13 protein-coding genes and 3 tRNA genes are annotated in these 17,118 nt (G+C 57.3%); 10 read left to right on the top strand and 6 right to left on the bottom strand.

Going from position 1 to position 17,118, the window contains the following annotated elements:
• Positions 1-48: 48 nt before the first annotated feature.
• The 3 genes from AOC04_RS02315 to AOC04_RS02305 form a co-directional block, all read right to left on the bottom strand.
• Positions 49-342 carry a co-chaperone GroES gene (locus AOC04_RS02315; RefSeq protein WP_003442977.1) on the bottom strand — a complete coding sequence of 98 codons (294 nt, stop codon included), beginning with the start codon at positions 340-342 and terminating at the stop codon, positions 49-51.
• A gap of 242 nt (positions 343-584) precedes the next feature.
• Complete coding sequence (locus AOC04_RS02310) at positions 585-1,058, bottom strand: FxsA family protein (protein ID WP_060690975.1); 474 nt, start codon at positions 1,056-1,058, stop codon at positions 585-587.
• Positions 1,059-1,129: 71 nt separating this feature from the next.
• Positions 1,130-1,855: a HugZ family pyridoxamine 5'-phosphate oxidase gene (locus AOC04_RS02305; protein WP_060690974.1), complete on the bottom strand. Its 726-nt coding sequence runs from the start codon at positions 1,853-1,855 to the stop codon at positions 1,130-1,132.
• Positions 1,856-1,954: 99 nt separating this feature from the next.
• Between AOC04_RS02305 and AOC04_RS02300 the strand changes: the two genes are divergently transcribed.
• Positions 1,955-2,713 (top strand): SDR family oxidoreductase, encoded by a 759-nt coding sequence (locus AOC04_RS02300; RefSeq protein WP_060690973.1) that lies wholly within the window; start codon positions 1,955-1,957, stop codon positions 2,711-2,713.
• 108 nt (positions 2,714-2,821) lie between these two features.
• On the opposite strand, the gene AOC04_RS02295 is transcribed toward AOC04_RS02300, so the two are convergent.
• Entirely contained in the window at positions 2,822-3,835 is a 1,014-nt protein-coding gene (locus AOC04_RS02295; RefSeq protein WP_060690972.1) for a DUF481 domain-containing protein, read from the bottom strand.
• Between the two features lie 141 nt (positions 3,836-3,976).
• Here AOC04_RS02295 and AOC04_RS02290 point away from each other — a divergent pair, with 141 nt between their 5' ends.
• From AOC04_RS02290 to AOC04_RS02275, 4 genes are all read left to right on the top strand, one after another.
• Positions 3,977-4,351: an MGMT family protein gene (locus AOC04_RS02290; protein WP_060690971.1), complete on the top strand. Its 375-nt coding sequence runs from the start codon at positions 3,977-3,979 to the stop codon at positions 4,349-4,351.
• 42 nt (positions 4,352-4,393) lie between these two features.
• Positions 4,394-5,938: an AmpG family muropeptide MFS transporter gene (locus AOC04_RS02285; RefSeq protein WP_060690970.1), complete on the top strand. Its 1,545-nt coding sequence runs from the start codon at positions 4,394-4,396 to the stop codon at positions 5,936-5,938.
• A 102-nt stretch (positions 5,939-6,040) separates the two neighbouring features.
• Complete coding sequence (locus AOC04_RS02280) at positions 6,041-7,756, top strand: proline--tRNA ligase (RefSeq protein WP_060690969.1); 1,716 nt, start codon at positions 6,041-6,043, stop codon at positions 7,754-7,756.
• 17 nt (positions 7,757-7,773) lie between these two features.
• Complete coding sequence (locus tag AOC04_RS02275) at positions 7,774-8,727, top strand: hypothetical protein (protein WP_060690968.1); 954 nt, start codon at positions 7,774-7,776, stop codon at positions 8,725-8,727.
• Here the strand turns inward: AOC04_RS02275 and dinB are convergent.
• A complete protein-coding gene (gene dinB, locus AOC04_RS02270; protein WP_060690967.1) occupies positions 8,724-9,785 on the bottom strand; it encodes a DNA polymerase IV in 1,062 nt (353 codons plus the stop codon). The genes AOC04_RS02275 and dinB overlap by 4 nt on opposite strands.
• 289 nt (positions 9,786-10,074) lie before the next feature.
• On the opposite strand from dinB, the gene AOC04_RS02265 reads away from it, so the two are divergent.
• The 5 genes from AOC04_RS02265 to AOC04_RS02245 all read left to right on the top strand — a co-directional run bounded on the left by AOC04_RS02265 (position 10,075) and on the right by AOC04_RS02245 (position 14,919).
• Positions 10,075-10,151: transfer RNA gene (locus tag AOC04_RS02265), tRNA-Met, on the top strand.
• A 271-nt stretch (positions 10,152-10,422) separates the two neighbouring features.
• A tRNA-Met gene (locus tag AOC04_RS02260) sits at positions 10,423-10,499 on the top strand.
• Between the two features lie 160 nt (positions 10,500-10,659).
• A tRNA-Met gene (locus AOC04_RS02255) sits at positions 10,660-10,736 on the top strand.
• 260 nt (positions 10,737-10,996) lie between these two features.
• Positions 10,997-13,639 (top strand): bifunctional lysylphosphatidylglycerol flippase/synthetase MprF, encoded by a 2,643-nt coding sequence (gene mprF, locus AOC04_RS02250; RefSeq protein ID WP_060690966.1) that lies wholly within the window; start codon positions 10,997-10,999, stop codon positions 13,637-13,639.
• Positions 13,639-14,919: a virulence factor family protein gene (locus AOC04_RS02245; RefSeq protein ID WP_060690965.1), complete on the top strand. Its 1,281-nt coding sequence runs from the start codon at positions 13,639-13,641 to the stop codon at positions 14,917-14,919. Before mprF ends, AOC04_RS02245 begins: the two co-directional genes overlap by 1 nt.
• A 112-nt stretch (positions 14,920-15,031) precedes the next feature.
• On the opposite strand, the gene AOC04_RS02240 is transcribed toward AOC04_RS02245, so the two are convergent.
• On the bottom strand, positions 15,032-16,933 hold the full coding sequence (locus AOC04_RS02240; RefSeq protein ID WP_060690964.1) for a potassium transporter Kup: 1,902 nt from the start codon (positions 16,931-16,933) through the stop codon (positions 15,032-15,034).
• Positions 16,934-17,118 lie beyond the last annotated feature (185 nt).

Raw genomic sequence — 17,118 nt, 5'->3', positions numbered from 1 at the left:
TTCGTTCTTCCTTAAATACTTTGTAGTAACGGGAAAAGGAGCGGTAAATCAGCCTTCGATTACAGCGAGAATCTCGTTCTCAGCCATAACCAGCAGGTCTTCGCCGTCGACTTTTACAGTGTTGCTGCCGGAGTAAGGGCCGAACACAACCTTGTCACCCACTTTCACAGCCAGCGCACGTACTTCACCGTTGTCCAGAACGCGACCAGTACCAACGGCAATGATTTCACCGCTGTTGGCTTTTTCGGCAGCTGAACCCGGCAGAACGATACCGCCAGCGGTTTTCTTTTCTTCTTCGCTGCGACGGATTACGACGCGGTCATGCAGAGGACGAAGCTTCATTGTCGATCTCTCCTAATTGTGGTGTTCATCGGCCGATGTTTATACCGACGGGGTTTGCAAGTCCGGAAATGCCGGGTGCGATTCGCTTAAAGGTACCTGCTGTTGCCAGCAAAACCCTGCGGTGTCCGTTACATAAGGGCGTATCAACTGATTACAAGGGCACGCCGCTGAATTTTTTAGCCCTGTGTAACGCCAGAAAACAAACACGGCACCCTGGGTGCCGTGTGGAAAACGTTAAAACCTTACTTGTCGCGATGTTCGAACTCGCCTTCAATCACGTTCGGTTCTCGACCCAAAGGCTGATGAGTACCCGGTCGGCTGGCCGCCGCAAAATCATCGGCAAATGCACGCTGACGAATGGCCTGCTCTTCTGCCCGCTTGCGCAGACGGTTGACCAGAAAACGACGCACGGGCGGGAACAGCAGCAACAGACCTGCGATATCACTGATAAAGCCCGGAAGTACCATCAGACCGCCACCTAGGGCCAGCATCAAGCCTTCAAGCATTTGCTGGGCCGGCAACTCGCCGCGACTCAGGCTTTCTCGCGCCCGCAGAGCTGTGGCCAGACCGGCAACGCGTACCACCAGAACTCCGAGCATGGAGCCGGCAATGATCAGCAGCAACGCAGGGAAAAACCCGATAGCGGTGCTGACCTTGAAAAAGACATACAGCTCTAGCACTGGAAACAACAGAAAGAGCAATAGAAAAGCGCGCATCGAATGATTCCTCTCCGGAAGAATATCTTCCAACCCAGCTTAGATGACGGCGCGCCTTCCTGAATTCAAGGCTATGCCGTCTGTTTTTTCGGCCATTGCTGCGCGTGAGCCAGAAAAACCAGGGCTTCGCGTACTTGTGTCGAAGTATTGCAGGTCTGCGCAAAACCCAGCCAGTAAAGGCCGTCGCCAATACGCAAGTGCATGCCTTCACTGTCGATACCGACCATCCGGGCAGGCTCCGTCACGGGTAAACCGGCCAGCTTGACGTAATGCGCAATGGCGCTGGCATGATCACTGTTCATGTGCTCAATCATTCGTTGCTCGGCGTCTGCGGCAAACGGATTGGGCAACGTGACCTGCTCGAGCCAGTGAATGGCGCCAAACCCACCGATATAACGATGGCGAACCGGATTCAGCACCCAAAAATCGAAATCATGGGCGGTGTCATAGCTGCGCGATTCGGGGAAGTAGCGGTAATAGCGCTCGGCGGCGGCGTCAATGGCCGCAGTCTCGGTCAATTGCTCGGCTTCAGCCAGGTATGTCAGGCGGCCAACCGCCTGAACATCTTCGGCACCACGCTCGCCCACCATCAGCGAGCACTTGGGGTCCTTGCGCAAGTTGTGGGTGTGCTGGGCAATCCGGCTGATCAGAATCAGTGGCCGCCCCTGCTCATCCAGGCAATAAGGAACCACTGAACCGAAGGGAAAACCCGGCATGGCTTTGGAGTGCGTGGACAAAGCTCCACGGTATTCCTTGAGCAGTAATTCTCGGGCATGCTTGGCAGCTTCAACGCTCAACTTATGACTCCTTAATAAAAAATCCGTCGAAACGGACGAGTTCAGGGCGCATTTCAAAGGCCTGCAAGGACTCTCTCTGAATTGCTGCCGAGGGCTGTTATGCAACTGAAAGACAAAGTAATCATTATCACTGGCGGTTGCCAAGGACTAGGTCGGGCCATGGCCGAGTATATGGCGGCCAGGGGCGCCAGACTGGCACTGGTTGACCTGAATCCGGAAAAACTCGAACTAGCCATAGCCGCTTGCCAGGCACATGGCGTTGAGGCCCGGGCGTATCTGTGCAATGTCGCGGATGAGGAGCAGGTTACCCAGACTGTGGCCCAGATTGCAGATGATTTTGGTGCCATTAATGGCCTGATCAATAACGCCGGCATTTTGCGCGACGGGCTGCTGCTGAAGGTCAAGGACGGCGTTATGACCAAGATGAGCCTTGCGCAATGGCAAGCCGTGATCGACGTCAATCTGACCGGTGTTTTCCTGTGCACCCGTGAGGTGGCGGCAAAGATGATCGAGCTGAACCAGCAGGGCGCGATCATCAATATTTCGTCCATATCGCGCGCAGGTAACGTCGGGCAAACCAATTACTCGGCGGCCAAGGCCGGAGTAGCAGCTGCGACCGTCACCTGGGCCAAGGAACTGGCACGTTACGGAATTCGCGTTGCCGGGATTGCTCCCGGGTTCATCGAAACAGAAATGACCCTGGGCATGAAACCCGAAGCTCTTGAAAAGATGACTGCCGGCATTCCGCTCAAGCGCATGGGCAAAGTCGAAGAAATCGCCCATTCGGCGGCGTACATTTTAGAGAATGACTACTACAGCGGGCGGATTCTGGAGCTTGATGGCGGGCTACGGATCTAACCGGCCCGCTCTCTGTATGAAGGCGCTTGCTCGCGATGAGCATTAGACCCGCGGGTTATCCAGATCGCAGGCAGCCAGCTCCCACAGTGAAACCCGGCGACTACAAAATCACCATGACACGCCAAAACCCGCGCTGTAGCGGGTTTTGTTAAGGGCATTGTCCGTACCACTGCCGGAGCCGATCAGGTCTTTTTCCGCCTTGAGGTTAAGCGAAGCCCATTCGGTGACTTTGTAACGCAGGCCGATTTCAGCATCGAGACTGTAATCCGATGCGCCTTCCAGAGGCTTGCCGAGCTCTCCGCTGGTAAAAATCGAAACCGTCTTGCCCATCAAGTACCGGTTGTAGTCCCACTTCATGGCAAGGGAGTAGAAGTTGTCCTTCTTGCCGTCGGAGTATTCATAGTCCGTACGGTTCAACAGTGAGCCCAGCGAAAAGGCGCCCAATTCATCATCCCAGAACTGGTAGCCCGGGCCCGTACCCACTGTGCGCTGGCGGGAAATATCTTCCACCTCGTCGCGTTTGTAGGTCAGACGGCCTTGCCAGTACCATTTTTCGTCAATGAAATGGTCAAGTGCGTATTCGGCACTCCAGTTATCAGTGGTCACAACGTCGTTCTGGAACTCACGGTTGTATTCACCTTCGGCGTGGTGGCGCCAGGCCCCGTGACGAGCAGTGGTCTTGAAGTCAATATCGTAGTCATCGGTCTTTTTCTCGGCACGCTTGTAGTCCAGCGCGACATCAACGTTACCCTTCCAGACCAGGTCTTCAATCACTGGCTTGGGCTTGATGATCTGCTGGATGCTGGCCAGCTCTACCGTTTTAGGCGCTTCCCCGTTGGCCAGAGTGACCTTGCCGTCTTCTGCCGCCGTTAACGACTTGGCCTTCTCTCCGACATAGGCATCCTGCTTGACCAGCAACTCCTGGTCGCTTTCCAGGGTTTTGACTTGCTTCCAGTCAATGGGAACGGCCCCGGCGTAATCGGTCTGAATAAGCAATTTGCCACCATCAAACACTTTGATCTTGCCGCTCAGGCGGTCGCCGTTTTTCAACCACACCGTATCGGCAAGCAAAGGCGTGGACACATTCAAGACGGCAAGGCATAACAGGGTTCTGGACAACATAAGCAGGTGCGAAACTCAGATTTGCGAAAAGATGCCGGCATTATCCGGATAGAAATGCCCATGGCATAGGAAGACCGGCTCATACCCGGGTAGTTCCTTGATCAGCCCTGCTTAAAGACAGCCCGGAATATTTTTCAAGTCATGACGCAGAGAATCTCACCCTTGGAAAACGCCAATGAAGTGCCGCTGTCGGCAGCTGAAATCCGCCGCACGGCACTCTATTCGACATTAATGCAGGTGCCCGCAGGCTACGTGGTGACTTATGGGCAGCTCGCCGAGCTGGCAGGCCTGGGCCGGGCAGCGCGCTGGGTCGGGCGCACGCTCAGCCAGTTGCCCGAAGGCTCTCGCCTGCCCTGGCATCGGGTACTGGCCGCGGGCGGGCGCATCAGTCTGCCTGCAGGTAGTCCGTCCGGGGATGAACAACGGGCCCGTTTACGCAGCGAAGGCTTGAGCATTGTGAATAGTCGCGTGGATTTACAACGCCATGGCTGGCGCCCGATAGAGCACTGCGGTTAGAGTGCGCCCTTTGATTCCGCAATCAGAGGCAGACTCGAGTCCATGCCCCGTAAAACCTGGCGCGAAGCGCTAGCTGCCTATTCCAGCCCCTCAACCCTTGTACTGTTGCTGCTCGGTTTTGCCGCCGGTTTACCGTACATGCTGGTGTTCTCAACGCTTTCTGTGTGGTTGCGCGAAGCCGGTGTGGCTCGAGAAACCATTGGTTATGCAAGCCTGATCGGCCTGGCGTATGCCTTTAAATGGGTGTGGTCGCCGCTGCTCGATCAATGGCGCCTGCCGCTGCTCGGAAAACTGGGTCGACGCCGCTCGTGGCTGGTGCTGTCTCAGACCCTGGTGATCCTCGGCCTGATCGGCATGGGCTTTTGCGACCCGCAAAAACATCTTTCGTGGCTGATAGCCATTGCTGTTGTTGTGTCCTTCGCCTCTGCAACGCAAGACATTGCCGTGGACGCCTATCGCCTGGAAATTGCCGACGACAGCCGTCAGGCCGCACTGGCGGCCAGTTATATGTCCGGCTATCGGGTGGCCGCGTTGCTGGCCACTGCTGGCGCCCTGTTTTTTGCCGAAGGGTTCGGCTCAACGGGCTTCAACTATAAGCACTCTGCCTGGACCGGCACTTATGTGCTGTTCGGGCTGCTGATGGTGCCGGCGCTGCTGACCACCTTTTTCATGCGCGAGCCGCCGGTGCCATTGCGCACCCAGCTCCAGGCAGGTCGCTACAGTTTTGGCCACCAGCTGGCATCGGTTTTTGTCCTGATCGTGCTGCTGGTCTCAGTGCCGGCCATGTTCACCCAGCTCTATAACACCGATTTTGCCGGGGTGTTGTTTGAAGGTGTGAGCCCAATGAACCTGGTGCTGGAAGACCGGGCCTTCCTGCGTGCGATCCTCTACACCCTGCTCACCGTGCTCTGCCTGTCGTCCATCGGACGTCGCGGGCTGGCGCCGGTACTGACACCGGTCAACGACTTTATCCTGCGTTATCGCTGGCAGGCCTTTCTGCTGCTTGGCCTGATCGCCACCTATCGCATGTCGGACACCGTCATGGGTGTCATGGCCAACGTGTTCTATATCGACCAGGGCTTTACCAAAGATCAGATCGCAGGCGTGAGCAAGATTTTCGGTCTGATCATGACTCTGGTTGGCGCCGGCATGGGCGGCCTGTTGATCGTGCGCTTCGGCATTTTGCCGATACTGCTGATTGGCGGTGCCGCTTCGGCCGGTACTAACCTGCTGTTTATGCTGCTGGCCGATATGGGCCCCAACCTGAAAATGCTGATTGTCACCATCTCTCTCGACAACTTCAGCTCCGGCCTCGCGACTTCGGCGTTTGTGGCGTACCTGTCGAGCCTTACCAACCTCAAGTTCTCTGCCACCCAATACGCCCTGCTCAGCTCAATCATGCTGCTGCTGCCGCGCCTGATGGGCGGCTACTCAGGGGTCATGGTCGAAAAGTTCGGTTACCACAACTTCTTCATCATCACTGCCGTCATGGGTATACCCACGCTGCTGCTGATCAGTTTGCACTGGTATCAGGAGAGCCGCCGCGCACGCCTGAACCCTGTGGTCAATCTCGAAAAAAACCCGTAATTACCGGGGAGCACCCCGCTCCCCCGCCTGCCCTGTACGGCAACACATCCCGGCCGTACAATGCCCAGTCATTTCAAGTCATCAGCACGGCAACGACTAACCATGCGCACCAGTCAATATTTGCTCGCCACACAGAAAGAAACGCCTTCCGACGCGGTCGTCATCAGCCATCAGCTGATGCTGCGCGCCGGCATGATTCGTAAACTTGCTTCGGGCCTGTACACCTGGCTGCCCATGGGCCTGCGGATCATGCGCAAGGTCGAAGCCATTGTTCGCGAAGAAATGGACGCAGCTGGCGCTCTCGAAGTGCTGATGCCGAGCATTCAACCGGCTGAGTTGTGGCAGGAATCCGGCCGCTGGGAAGAGTACGGCCCCGAGCTGCTGCGCCTTAAAGATCGCCACGGTCGCGAATTCTGCGTGGGCCCGACCCATGAAGAAGTCATCACCGACCTGTGCCGCAATGAGCTGAACAGCTACAAACAGTTGCCGATCAGCCTGTACCAGATCCAGACCAAATTCCGTGATGAAATCCGCCCGCGCTTCGGTTTGATGCGCGGCCGCGAGTTCATCATGAAGGACGCCTATTCGTTCCACGCAGACAGCGCTTCGCTGCAGGTCACTTATGACCGTATGCACCAGGCTTACTGCAATGTCTTCACGCGCCTGGGCCTGAACTTCCGCCCGGTTGAAGCGGACAACGGCTCCATCGGCGGTGCCGGCTCCCACGAATTCCACGTGCTGGCCGACTCTGGCGAAGATGACATCGTGTTCAGCAACGGTTCGGACTACGCGGCCAACATCGAAAAAGCCGAAGCCATCCCGAGCGAAACCGCGCGCGCAGCAGCCACTGAAGAACTGCGCCTGGTCGATACGCCTGACGCCAAGACCATTGCTCAATTGGTAGAAGGCTACAACCTGCCGATCGAGAAAACCGTCAAAACCCTGATCGTGCATGCTGCCGAAGAAGGCAAACTGATCGCGCTGGTCATTCGTGGCGATCACGAACTGAACGAAATCAAGGCCGGCAACCATCCGCTGGTAGCAAGCCCGCTGACCATGGCTTCGGACGCAGAACTGCGTGACGCCATTGGCGCCGGCGCTGGCTCCCTGGGCCCGCTGAACCTGCCACTGCCGTGCATCATTGATCGCTCGGTCGAGCTGATGAGCGACTTCGGTGTCGGTGCCAACATCGACGACAAGCACTACTTCGGCGTGAACTGGGAACGCGATCTGCCTGTACCAACCGTTGCCGACCTGCGCAACGTGGTTGCCGGCGACCCGAGCCCGGACGGCAAAGGCACACTGGAAATCAAGCGCGGCATCGAAGTCGGTCATATCTTCCAGCTGGGCACCAAGTACAGCGAAGCGATGAAATGCCAAGTGCTGGGCGAAAACGGCAAGCCTGTGACTTTGACAATGGGTTGCTACGGCATCGGCGTTTCCCGCGTGGTGGCAGCTGCCATCGAGCAGAACAATGACGAGCGCGGCATTATCTGGAGTGATGCCCTGGCACCTTTCCAGGTGGCACTGGTGCCACTGCGTTACGAAACCGAAGCTGTTCGCCAGGCAACTGATGACCTTTACGCCCAACTGACGGCCGCCGGTTATGAAGTACTGCTGGACGATCGCGACAAAAAAACCAGCCCCGGCATCAAGTTCGCCGACATGGAACTGATCGGCATCCCGCACCGGATCGTCGTCAGCGACCGCGGCCTTGCCGAAGGTAACCTGGAATACAAGAGCCGCACCGAAGCAGAGGCGCAAGCCCTGCCCGTTGCCGATGTCCTTGCCTTCCTTCAGGCGCGCATCAGTCGCTGAATCCGAATAGAGACGCCATGTTCACTCGAAGTACCTTAACCCTCGGGGGCGCCGCCATGTGCGGCGCCCTGCTGTTGAGCGGCTGTGCCAATCACATGTCGCAACGCAGCGAACACGAGGAGCGCATAGAGCGCAAACTTCTGGCCCACAGCCTCCAGATAGATGTCGGCTCACCTTCGGTGCTTGAGCTGCCGCAACGCCGTGTGCGCATCCATGAACAAAAAACCTTTGAAGTCACTGAGTTCGATGTCACCCGGCATTACGACCGCTATACGCCTTATCAGCCCTGGCGCGAAATCTATGAGGTTCCGCTGGGTGCGGTGGCAATTGTCGCCGGGGTGGGTGCCAATGTGCTTAACGTCTTCATGTTTGGCCAACTGCCTGACAGCGTGACCAAAGACTGGATCAACTACGGTTTCGCAGGTGTGAACCCGGCAATGAACGTGCAATCCCACGGCCGTGCCGAGCAGAACCTGGCTGGCATCGAGGACGTTCAACGCGACAAGCGTCTTGAATATTCAAGCCTGCCGTGGGCCGAGCGCCCGGTCGTGGTCAAAGCCGGCAAGCAGACCCACGAACTCACCACTGACCGTAATGGTGTGTTGCGCCTCAACCTGCTGGACAGCCCTTTTGCCGAGCAAGACCTGAATCGCATCAGCAAGTTGACCATCACGGTTGAAGACGCTCAGGACGAAACTCACTCTGACTCGACGCTGTCGATCAGCAGTAGCCTGCGCGGAAAGTTGCTTGAAGCGCACAACCTGATCTATGACGATCTGGAGGGTGACGACGTCAACCAGTGGGTGCACAGGGTCAAGCGCCTATCAGAACTGGGACTGGAAGAAGAAGCCAGCGAACTGGAGCAAAGCCTGATTGAACTCACGCGCAACGATCCCGAGTTACAACGTGAATTCCTTCAGTCGCTGACCCAAAATGCCGGCCGGCTGGTGGCAGATCCCGGTGTCAGCTAACGCTTGAACAACTCCAACTGTTCATAACCGCTGTTCAAATCCTGTAAACGCACACCAAGCCCGAGCAATCGAACGGGCTTGGAGCCGCGTGCAAATGCCTGGCTCAATAAATCCTGGTAACTCTCAAGATCAAGCCCGGCGCCGGACTGCTCCAGCGTGGTCTGGGTGAAATCATGAAACTTCACTTTGACGAATGGCTTGCCGGGACGATAACTGCTATCGATGCGTGCAATGCGCCGATTCAGGGTATCGAGCAGTTCTGGGAGTTTGTTCAGGCAACTGGCCAGATCAGGCAAGTCCGTATCGTAGGTATTTTCAACACTGACCGATTGACGACGACTGTCGCTCTGCACGAGACGCTCATCTATCCCACGTGCCAACCCCCACAATCGCTCGCCGAAACTACCGAACTCACGCACCAGCGCCAGCTTGTTCCAGTCTCGCAATTGCAGGCAGGTTTCAATCCCCAAACGCCCAAGCTTGTCGGCCGTGACCTTGCCCACCCCATGCAGCTTTTTGACTGCCAGCGCCGAAACGAAGTCATCGACCTGGTCCGGGGTAATCACAAACAGCCCGTTGGGTTTCTTCCAGTCACTGGCAATCTTGGCCAGGAATTTGTTGGGCGCAACACCGGCAGACACAGTGATGTGCAACTGATTGGAAACACGGCGCCGGATATCCTGGGCGATACGGGTAGCGCTTCCGGCAAAATGCGGACTGTCAGACACGTCCAGATAAGCTTCATCCAGCGACAACGGCTCAATCAGCTCTGTGTAATCACGCAAGATGCCATGTATCTCTTTGGAGGCTTCTTTATAAGCATCCATCCTGCCGTTAACGATGACCAGGTCCGGACACAACTTCAGCGCATGCCTGGATGCCATCGCCGAGCGCACGCCATAAGCCCGCGCTTCATAGTTGCAGGTAGAGATGACCCCGCGATGATCAGCCGACCCTCCTACTGCCATGGGCTTGTTCGCCAGGCTCGGGTCATCACGCATTTCAATAGCGGCATAGAAACAGTCACAGTCGACGTGGATGATTTTGCGCTGAGTCATGTAAGACGGTGTTCTTTATAGTGGTAGGCAATGCAGATCAGCAGTATGTCACCGAGAACTGTATATAGCACCAGTAGTGTGTTTTCTCCCCGACAGGCGTAGGAAATCCCGCGCGTGAATTTGTTTTTCTAATCGAATTACTGCCCCTGATAGAGCTACACCCTATATGCCACCTGCCCTGCAGCGGTTTTTATAACCCTCCTTTTTATCTAACCAATTGAACCAGAACACTTTTTTCTAAATTAAGGTTTGACAGCCCAGCGTATCGCTGTAGAATCCACCCCACAGACGCGGGATGGAGCAGTCTGGTAGCTCGTCGGGCTCATAACCCGAAGGTCGTCGGTTCAAATCCGGCTCCCGCAACCAAACATCGAAAAAGGCTACTCGAAAGAGTGGCCTTTTTTGTGCGCGTCAGTTTTGTAACTGACTCACGCAGAAGCGATCATACTCGCGGGCACATCGCCCCTTGTGTAGCGGAGCAATCGTGAAGCCCACAGCGCGTGCCATCTCACTCCCGCAGGATTGAGATGCCTTGCATGGGTCGGCCACCGAAAAACCACCTGGCTGATCTTATTTACTGCATTTATGCATTAAAGGTTGACACTCCACCGCATCCCTGTAGAGTGCGCCCCACAGACGCGGGATGGAGCAGTCTGGTAGCTCGTCGGGCTCATAACCCGAAGGTCGTCGGTTCAAATCCGGCTCCCGCAACCAAACATTAAAAGGCTACTCGAAAGAGTGGCCTTTTTTGTGCCCGGGTGTTTTCTCCCCCCCTGCCCGACTGCAGAAGCAGGATTAAATCCGGGTATTTCAATTGCTTACGAGATTTAGGGGTTGACACCTCAGCGATCCGCTGTAGAATCCACCCCACAGACGCGGGATGGAGCAGTCTGGTAGCTCGTCGGGCTCATAACCCGAAGGTCGTCGGTTCAAATCCGGCTCCCGCAACCAAACATCAAAAAAGGCTACTCGAAAGAGTGGCCTTTTTTGTGCGCGCTCGAAAAGTCTGCCGCAGACAACCATCAAAAAATAAACATCATATTTCTGAAAGTCCGTTCGACTATGCTATGCGCCAGCAATTACCTTTTTTTCACATGCCAAACCTGAACATCAGACAAACGACCGGCAACATTTTGAATAATTTTGACCAAAAGGATTGGTAACTTGAGTTTATGCCTCCATCCTGTCGCGCACGATCCACGAGGTGATTGATGCCCGATAACTCGCCAGAACTTAAAGAATCCGTTACAGCAGCCCACCCGATTGCCGCAACCCGTTTGCGCTGGCTGGATTTGTTGAGCAAATACCGTCAACCCATCGGACTTGCACTCACTTTACTGCTGTTTGCGATTGCGCTGATCGCGTGCCGTCACCTGCTCAGCGAGCTGGATCTGTACGCCCTGCAAGACTCAATTCTGGAAGTCCCCAAACCCGCCCTCCTCGGCGCACTGGCTGCGACCGCCGTCGGGTTCGTGATTCTGCTCGGGTACGAGTGGTCCGCCAGCCGCTATGCGGGGGTCAAGCTGCCACCCAAAACCCTGGCCTTGGGTGGCTTTACGGCATTTGCCATAGGCAACGCCATCGGCTTGTCGCTGCTGTCCGGCGGCTCCGTACGTTATCGCCTGTATGCACGGCATGGCGTAGGTGCATCTGAAGTCGCGCACATGACGTTATTTGCCAGCCTGTCGCTGGGCTGCGCGCTACCGCCCCTGGCGGCGCTCGCGACCCTGAGCAACCTGCCTGCGGCCTCTGCCGCCCTGCATATCCCTGCTTATATATTAGCGGCGATTGCTTTTGCGGTTCTGGCACTGTTTGGCTTGCTGGCGCTGGGTATTTATCGACGACGCCTGCCCGAGCAGCCGATTCCCGACAACCTGCTGGTGAAGGCAGGTCGCCGCACACTGCGTTTGCCAAGCCCGCGCCTGACCCTGCTGCAACTGGTGATTACTGCGCTGGACGTCGCCGCGGCGGCTACCGTCCTGTATTTACTGCTGCCTGAAGCACCACCTTTCGGTCCATTCCTGCTGGTATATCTGCTGGCGCTGGCTGCCGGCGTACTCAGCCACGTGCCTGGCGGCGTCGGGGTTTTTGAAGCCATCTTGCTGGCCGCCTTCGCCAACCAGCTGGGTGCCGCCCCACTGGCTGCAGCCCTGCTGCTGTATCGCATGATCTATGTGATTCTGCCGCTGCTGGTCGCATGCCTGATGCTACTGCTCAACGAAGCCCAGCGACTGATTCATACCCGCCAAAGCCTGCGGGTAGCCTCAGGTCTCGCTGCACCGATCCTGGCCGTTCTGGTGTTTATGTCCGGGGTCGTCTTACTGTTCTCGGGTGCCACCCCCGAAATCGACACCCGCCTTGAACATATTGGCTTCCTGATCCCGCATCGCCTGATTGACGCATCGCACTTTGGCGCCAGCCTGATCGGCGTACTCTGCCTGCTGCTGGCCCAAGGCCTGCGTCGACGGTTGTCGGCCGCCTGGATGCTGACCACCATTTTGCTGCTGGTGGGGGCCGTGCTTTCGCTGCTCAAAGGCTTTGACTGGGAAGAAGCCTCCATCCTGGTGCTGACCGCCAGCCTGCTGGGGCTGTTTCGCCGTTCGTTCTACCGCCCAAGCCGCCTGACCGAACTGCCGTTTTCGCCGCTGTACCTGGTCGCCAGCATTTGCGTGCTGGGCGCCTCCATCTGGCTGCTGCTGTTCGCTTACCAGGACGTCCCCTACAGCCATCAACTGTGGTGGCAGTTTACTCTGGACTCTGACGCCCCACGCGGCCTGCGCTCACTGATGGGCGCGGCTGTACTGCTGGTGATTGTGTCCCTGACCTGGTTGCTGCGCACTGCACGCCCGGTCATCCACTTGCCGGATGCGGGCGAACTGGAGAGAGCCGAAAAAATCCTCCTCGCCTCCGATCAACCCGATGGGGGTCTGGCCCTGACCGGCGACAAAGCCCTGCTGTTTCACCCGGACGACAGCGCCTTCCTGATGTACGCCCGCCGCGGCCGCAGCCTGGTAGCGCTGTATGACCCGATCGGGCCGAACCAGCAACGCGCCGAGCTGATCTGGCAGTTCCGTGACCTGTGCGATATCTATCATGCCCGCCCGGTGTTTTATCAGGTGCGCGCCGAGAATCTGCCGTTCTATATGGACATCGGCCTGACTGCGATCAAACTCGGTGAAGAGGCCCGGGTCGACTTGCACCGCTTTGATCTCGAAGCCAAAGGCAAGGAGATGAAGGACCTGCGTTACACCTGGAACCGCGGCACCCGTGATGGCCTGTCCCTGGAGATCCACGAGCCGGGAGAGGCTCCGATGGATGAGCTCAAGGTGATTTCAGATGCCTGGCTGACCGGCAAGAACGTACGCGAAAAAGGCTTTTCGCTGGGAAGGTTCAGCCCGGAATACATCAAGCACTTTCGCGTAGCCATTATTCGCTTTGAGGGCAACCCGGTAGCATTCGCCAACCTGCTTGAGACCCACAGTCATGAACTGTCGAGCCTCGACTTGATGCGTGCCCACCCGCAAGCCCCAAAACTGACCATGGAATTCATGATGGTCGGCCTGATTCAACATTATAAAAAGCATGGATACGCACGTTTCAGCCTGGGAATGGTACCCCTGTCCGGCCTGCAACCGCGTCGCGGAGCGCCCTTGACCCAGCGTCTGGGGTCAATGTTGTTCCAGCGCGGCGAGCACCTGTACAACTTCCAGGGTTTGCGTCGCTTTAAAGACAAATTCCAGCCTGACTGGGAACCTCGTTATATGGCCGTGCCCGCGGGACTTGATCCGCTGGTGGCACTGGCTGATACCGCCGCCCTGATTGCAGGCGGCTTGACTGGATTGGTGAAACGTTAATGAAACATCGTTCCTGGCGGTTTTTATTGCTTGCCTTGATAGTTCTGGTCGCGCTTGCAGCAGGCGGCTACTGGTTCTGGAATCGCCCTGCCCCGGAGCCGACGATAGAGCACCTGAGCCAAACCGATGGCTCAACCCTGACCAAAGTGATACCCGGCCAGAAAGCCAAGGCCCGGGTCGTCATAGCCACGCCGGTCGAAGAAGCACTGAGCGACACGCAGCTGATGGCCTTGAGCCGTGGCGGCAAAGCGCAACTGGTGCAGGTGATCCTGCCCAATGAAGATTGCACCCTGCAGCAACAAGCACTGCAGACCGCGCTGCAACAGCTTGACGGCCCTGCCACGCTGGTCAGTGGCATAGGCCCTGGCGCAACCCTGGCCTGGCGCTGGCTGGCCGGGCAAACCGATGACAAGGCACAAGCCGTGTCAGTCGGTTTCAAGCTCGAACAGCCCGACTGCACCCTGCCCCTGCCTAAATCTGCGGCACACGGCAATTGGCTGGTGGCCTGGAACGACAACCCTGACGATCCGAGCGCCGCCTTCGTACGCGATCAAGCGAATGCACAGACCAGCATCAGCGACTACGACATTCACTACCCCCAAGTACTGAGCAATGAACTGCGCAAAATACTGGTGGGCAATGAAAACGGCGGGCTCAATATGCCTGTGGTTGAAGTGCCGGCCGGCCAGCAAAACAGCACCGTGACCCTGTTCCTGTCCGGTGACGGCGGCTGGCGCGATCTGGACCGCGACGTGGCCGGCGAGATGGCGAAGATCGGCTACCCGGTCGTCGGCATCGACATGTTGCGCTACTACTGGCAGCACAAGACTCCCGAGCAAAGCGCCACCGACCTGACCGAACTGATGCAGCACTACCGCCAGAAGTGGGGCACCCAGCGCTTTGTGCTGGTCGGCTATTCGTTTGGTGCAGACGTGTTGCCTGCCACGTTCAACCGCCTGCCTGAAGCCGAGCAAAAGCGTGTCGACGCCATCATCCTGCTGGCCTTCGCCCGCAGCGGCAGCTTTGAAATCCACGTCGATGGCTGGCTTGGCAAAGCCGGTGCAGAAGCGGATACAGGCGAAGAAATGTCCAGGCTACCCGCCGCCAAAGTGGTGTGCATCTATGGCGCCGAAGAAGTCGATGAAAGCGGCTGCACCGCCAAGACTGCCGTCGGTGAAAGCATGAAACTGCCAGGTGGGCATCACTTTGACGAGAACTACCCGGCACTGGCCCAACGCCTGGTAGACATCATCAAAAAGCATCAGGCAACCGCGCCGTAACCCCCGCAACCTGTAGGAGCGAGCAAGCTCGCTCCTACAGTAGATTTGCAGGCAGCAATGAAAAAGCCCCGACTCTCACGAGCCGGGGCTTTTTTGTGTCACCCGAACAGGACTACATCTCGACCTGGGTGCCCAGTTCGATCACCCGGTTAACGGGCAACCTGAAGAACCGCAGGTTGCCGTTGGCGTTCTTCAGCATGAAAGCAAACAGCGCTTCACGCCAACGGGCCATGCCCACCAGCTTGGAGGCAATCACCGTCTCCCGGCTCAGGAAGTAGGTGGTGCGCATAGGGCTGAAGTCCAGCTCATCGAGATGGCACAGTTTCAATGCTTCAGGCACATCCGGCTCGTCCATAAAACCGAAGTGCAGGATCACCCGAAAGAAGCCGTCACCATAGGAGTCCACCTCGAAACGCCGCTGTGCAGGTACCCGCGGCGAATCTTCGTTGACCACAGTAAGCAAAACGACCTGCTCATGCAGCACCTGGTTATGCAGAAGGTTATGCAACAACGCATGGGGGACTGCATCCGGGCGCGCGGTCAGAAATACCGCCGTACCTTGCACCCTGTGCGGCGGCTGTACCCGGATACTGCTGATAAACAGCGGCAGCGGTAACGCGCTTTCATCGAGGCGATCAACCAACAACTGCTTACCCCGGCGCCAGGTCGTCATCAGGATGAACAGCGCGATCCCCGCCAGAACCGGGAACGCCCCGCCCTGAACGATCTTCGGCACGTTGGCGGCGAAAAACAGGCCGTCTACCAGCAGAAACCCAATCAATACCGGAACCGCCAAAACAGGCGGCCACTTCCACAGCAGCAACATCACCGCCGATACCAGAATACTGGTGATCAGCATGGTCCCGGTCACGGCTACACCGTAGGCCGAAGCCAGAGCACCGGAGGACTCAAAGCCCAGCACCAGCAAAATCACTCCGACCATCAAGGACCAGTTCACCGCACCGATATAAATCTGCCCCTGTTCGGCACTGGAGGTGTGCTGGATATGCATACGCGGGACATAACCCAGCTGAATGGCCTGATGGGTCAAGGAGAATGCGCCGGAAATGACGGCCTGAGATGCAATCACTGTCGCCAGCGTAGCCAGGCCCACCAAAGGCACCAGCGCCCAGCTTGGCGCCAACAGGTAGAAAGGGTTACGCGCCGCCTCCGGGTTTTCCAGCAACAAGGCACCCTGGCCGAAGTAGTTCAGCACCAGCGCGGGCAAGACCAGAATGAACCAGGCCCGGGCAATCGGCTTGCGCCCAAAGTGCCCCATGTCGGCATACAGCGCTTCAGCCCCCGTCAACGCCAGCACCACAGCGCCCAGAATGGCGACCCCCATGCCCGGGTGAGAGACAAAGAAACGCACACCCCAGACAGGGTTCAACGCATTCAGCACTTCAGGGTGTTGCGAGATCCCGTGTATCCCGAGCCCGCCCAGCACCAGAAACCACAGCACCATGATCGGACCAAACAGCTTGCCCAGCATCGCGGTACCACGGCGCTGGATCAAAAACAGCGCTATCAGGACAACCAGGGCCATTGGCACCACCCAGCGATCCAGGCCGCTGAACGCCAGCTCAAGCCCTTCTACCGCCGACAATACCGAGATTGCCGGAGTGATCATGCTGTCGCCGTAAAACAGCGAAGCCCCGATCAGCCCCAGGATGACCAGCACCGAGCGCAGCTTGGGATAAGGTGCAGCGGCACGTCGCGCCAACGCGGTAAGGGCCATGATCCCGCCCTCGCCCTCGTTGTCGGCCCGCAGAATAAAAAGCACGTACTTGATCGAGACGACCCAGATCAACGACCACAGGATCAACGCCAAAATGCCGAACACGCCATCGTGATTGACCTGCACCCCGTATCCACCCGAAAACACCTCTTTAAGGGTGTATAGCGGGCTGGTACCGATATCGCCGTACACCACACCAACCGCAGCAACCAGCATCCCGATGGGTTTTACCTTTGAATGACCGTCTTCTGCTGCCTGACTACTTACCTGCCCCATCAACCACTCCTACGATCCTGGACCGTGCTTCTTAATGGTTTGCATTATTTTGATCAGCAGCATGCGCTGATTTTGCGACTCACATTGACGAAATTACGCTGATTAAAAACCCTATTTTCGCAACGGCGCGCAGCATAGCGCAGCACTCGTCGTAAATCCCCGTATAACGCTGGTCAAGTGCGTTG

The sequence above is a fragment of the Pseudomonas versuta genome (assembly GCF_001294575.1).
Lineage (GTDB): Bacteria > Pseudomonadota > Gammaproteobacteria > Pseudomonadales > Pseudomonadaceae > Aquipseudomonas > Aquipseudomonas versuta.
Note: the sequence above shows the minus strand (reverse complement) of the source record. Positions and strands in the feature narration are given on the sequence as shown.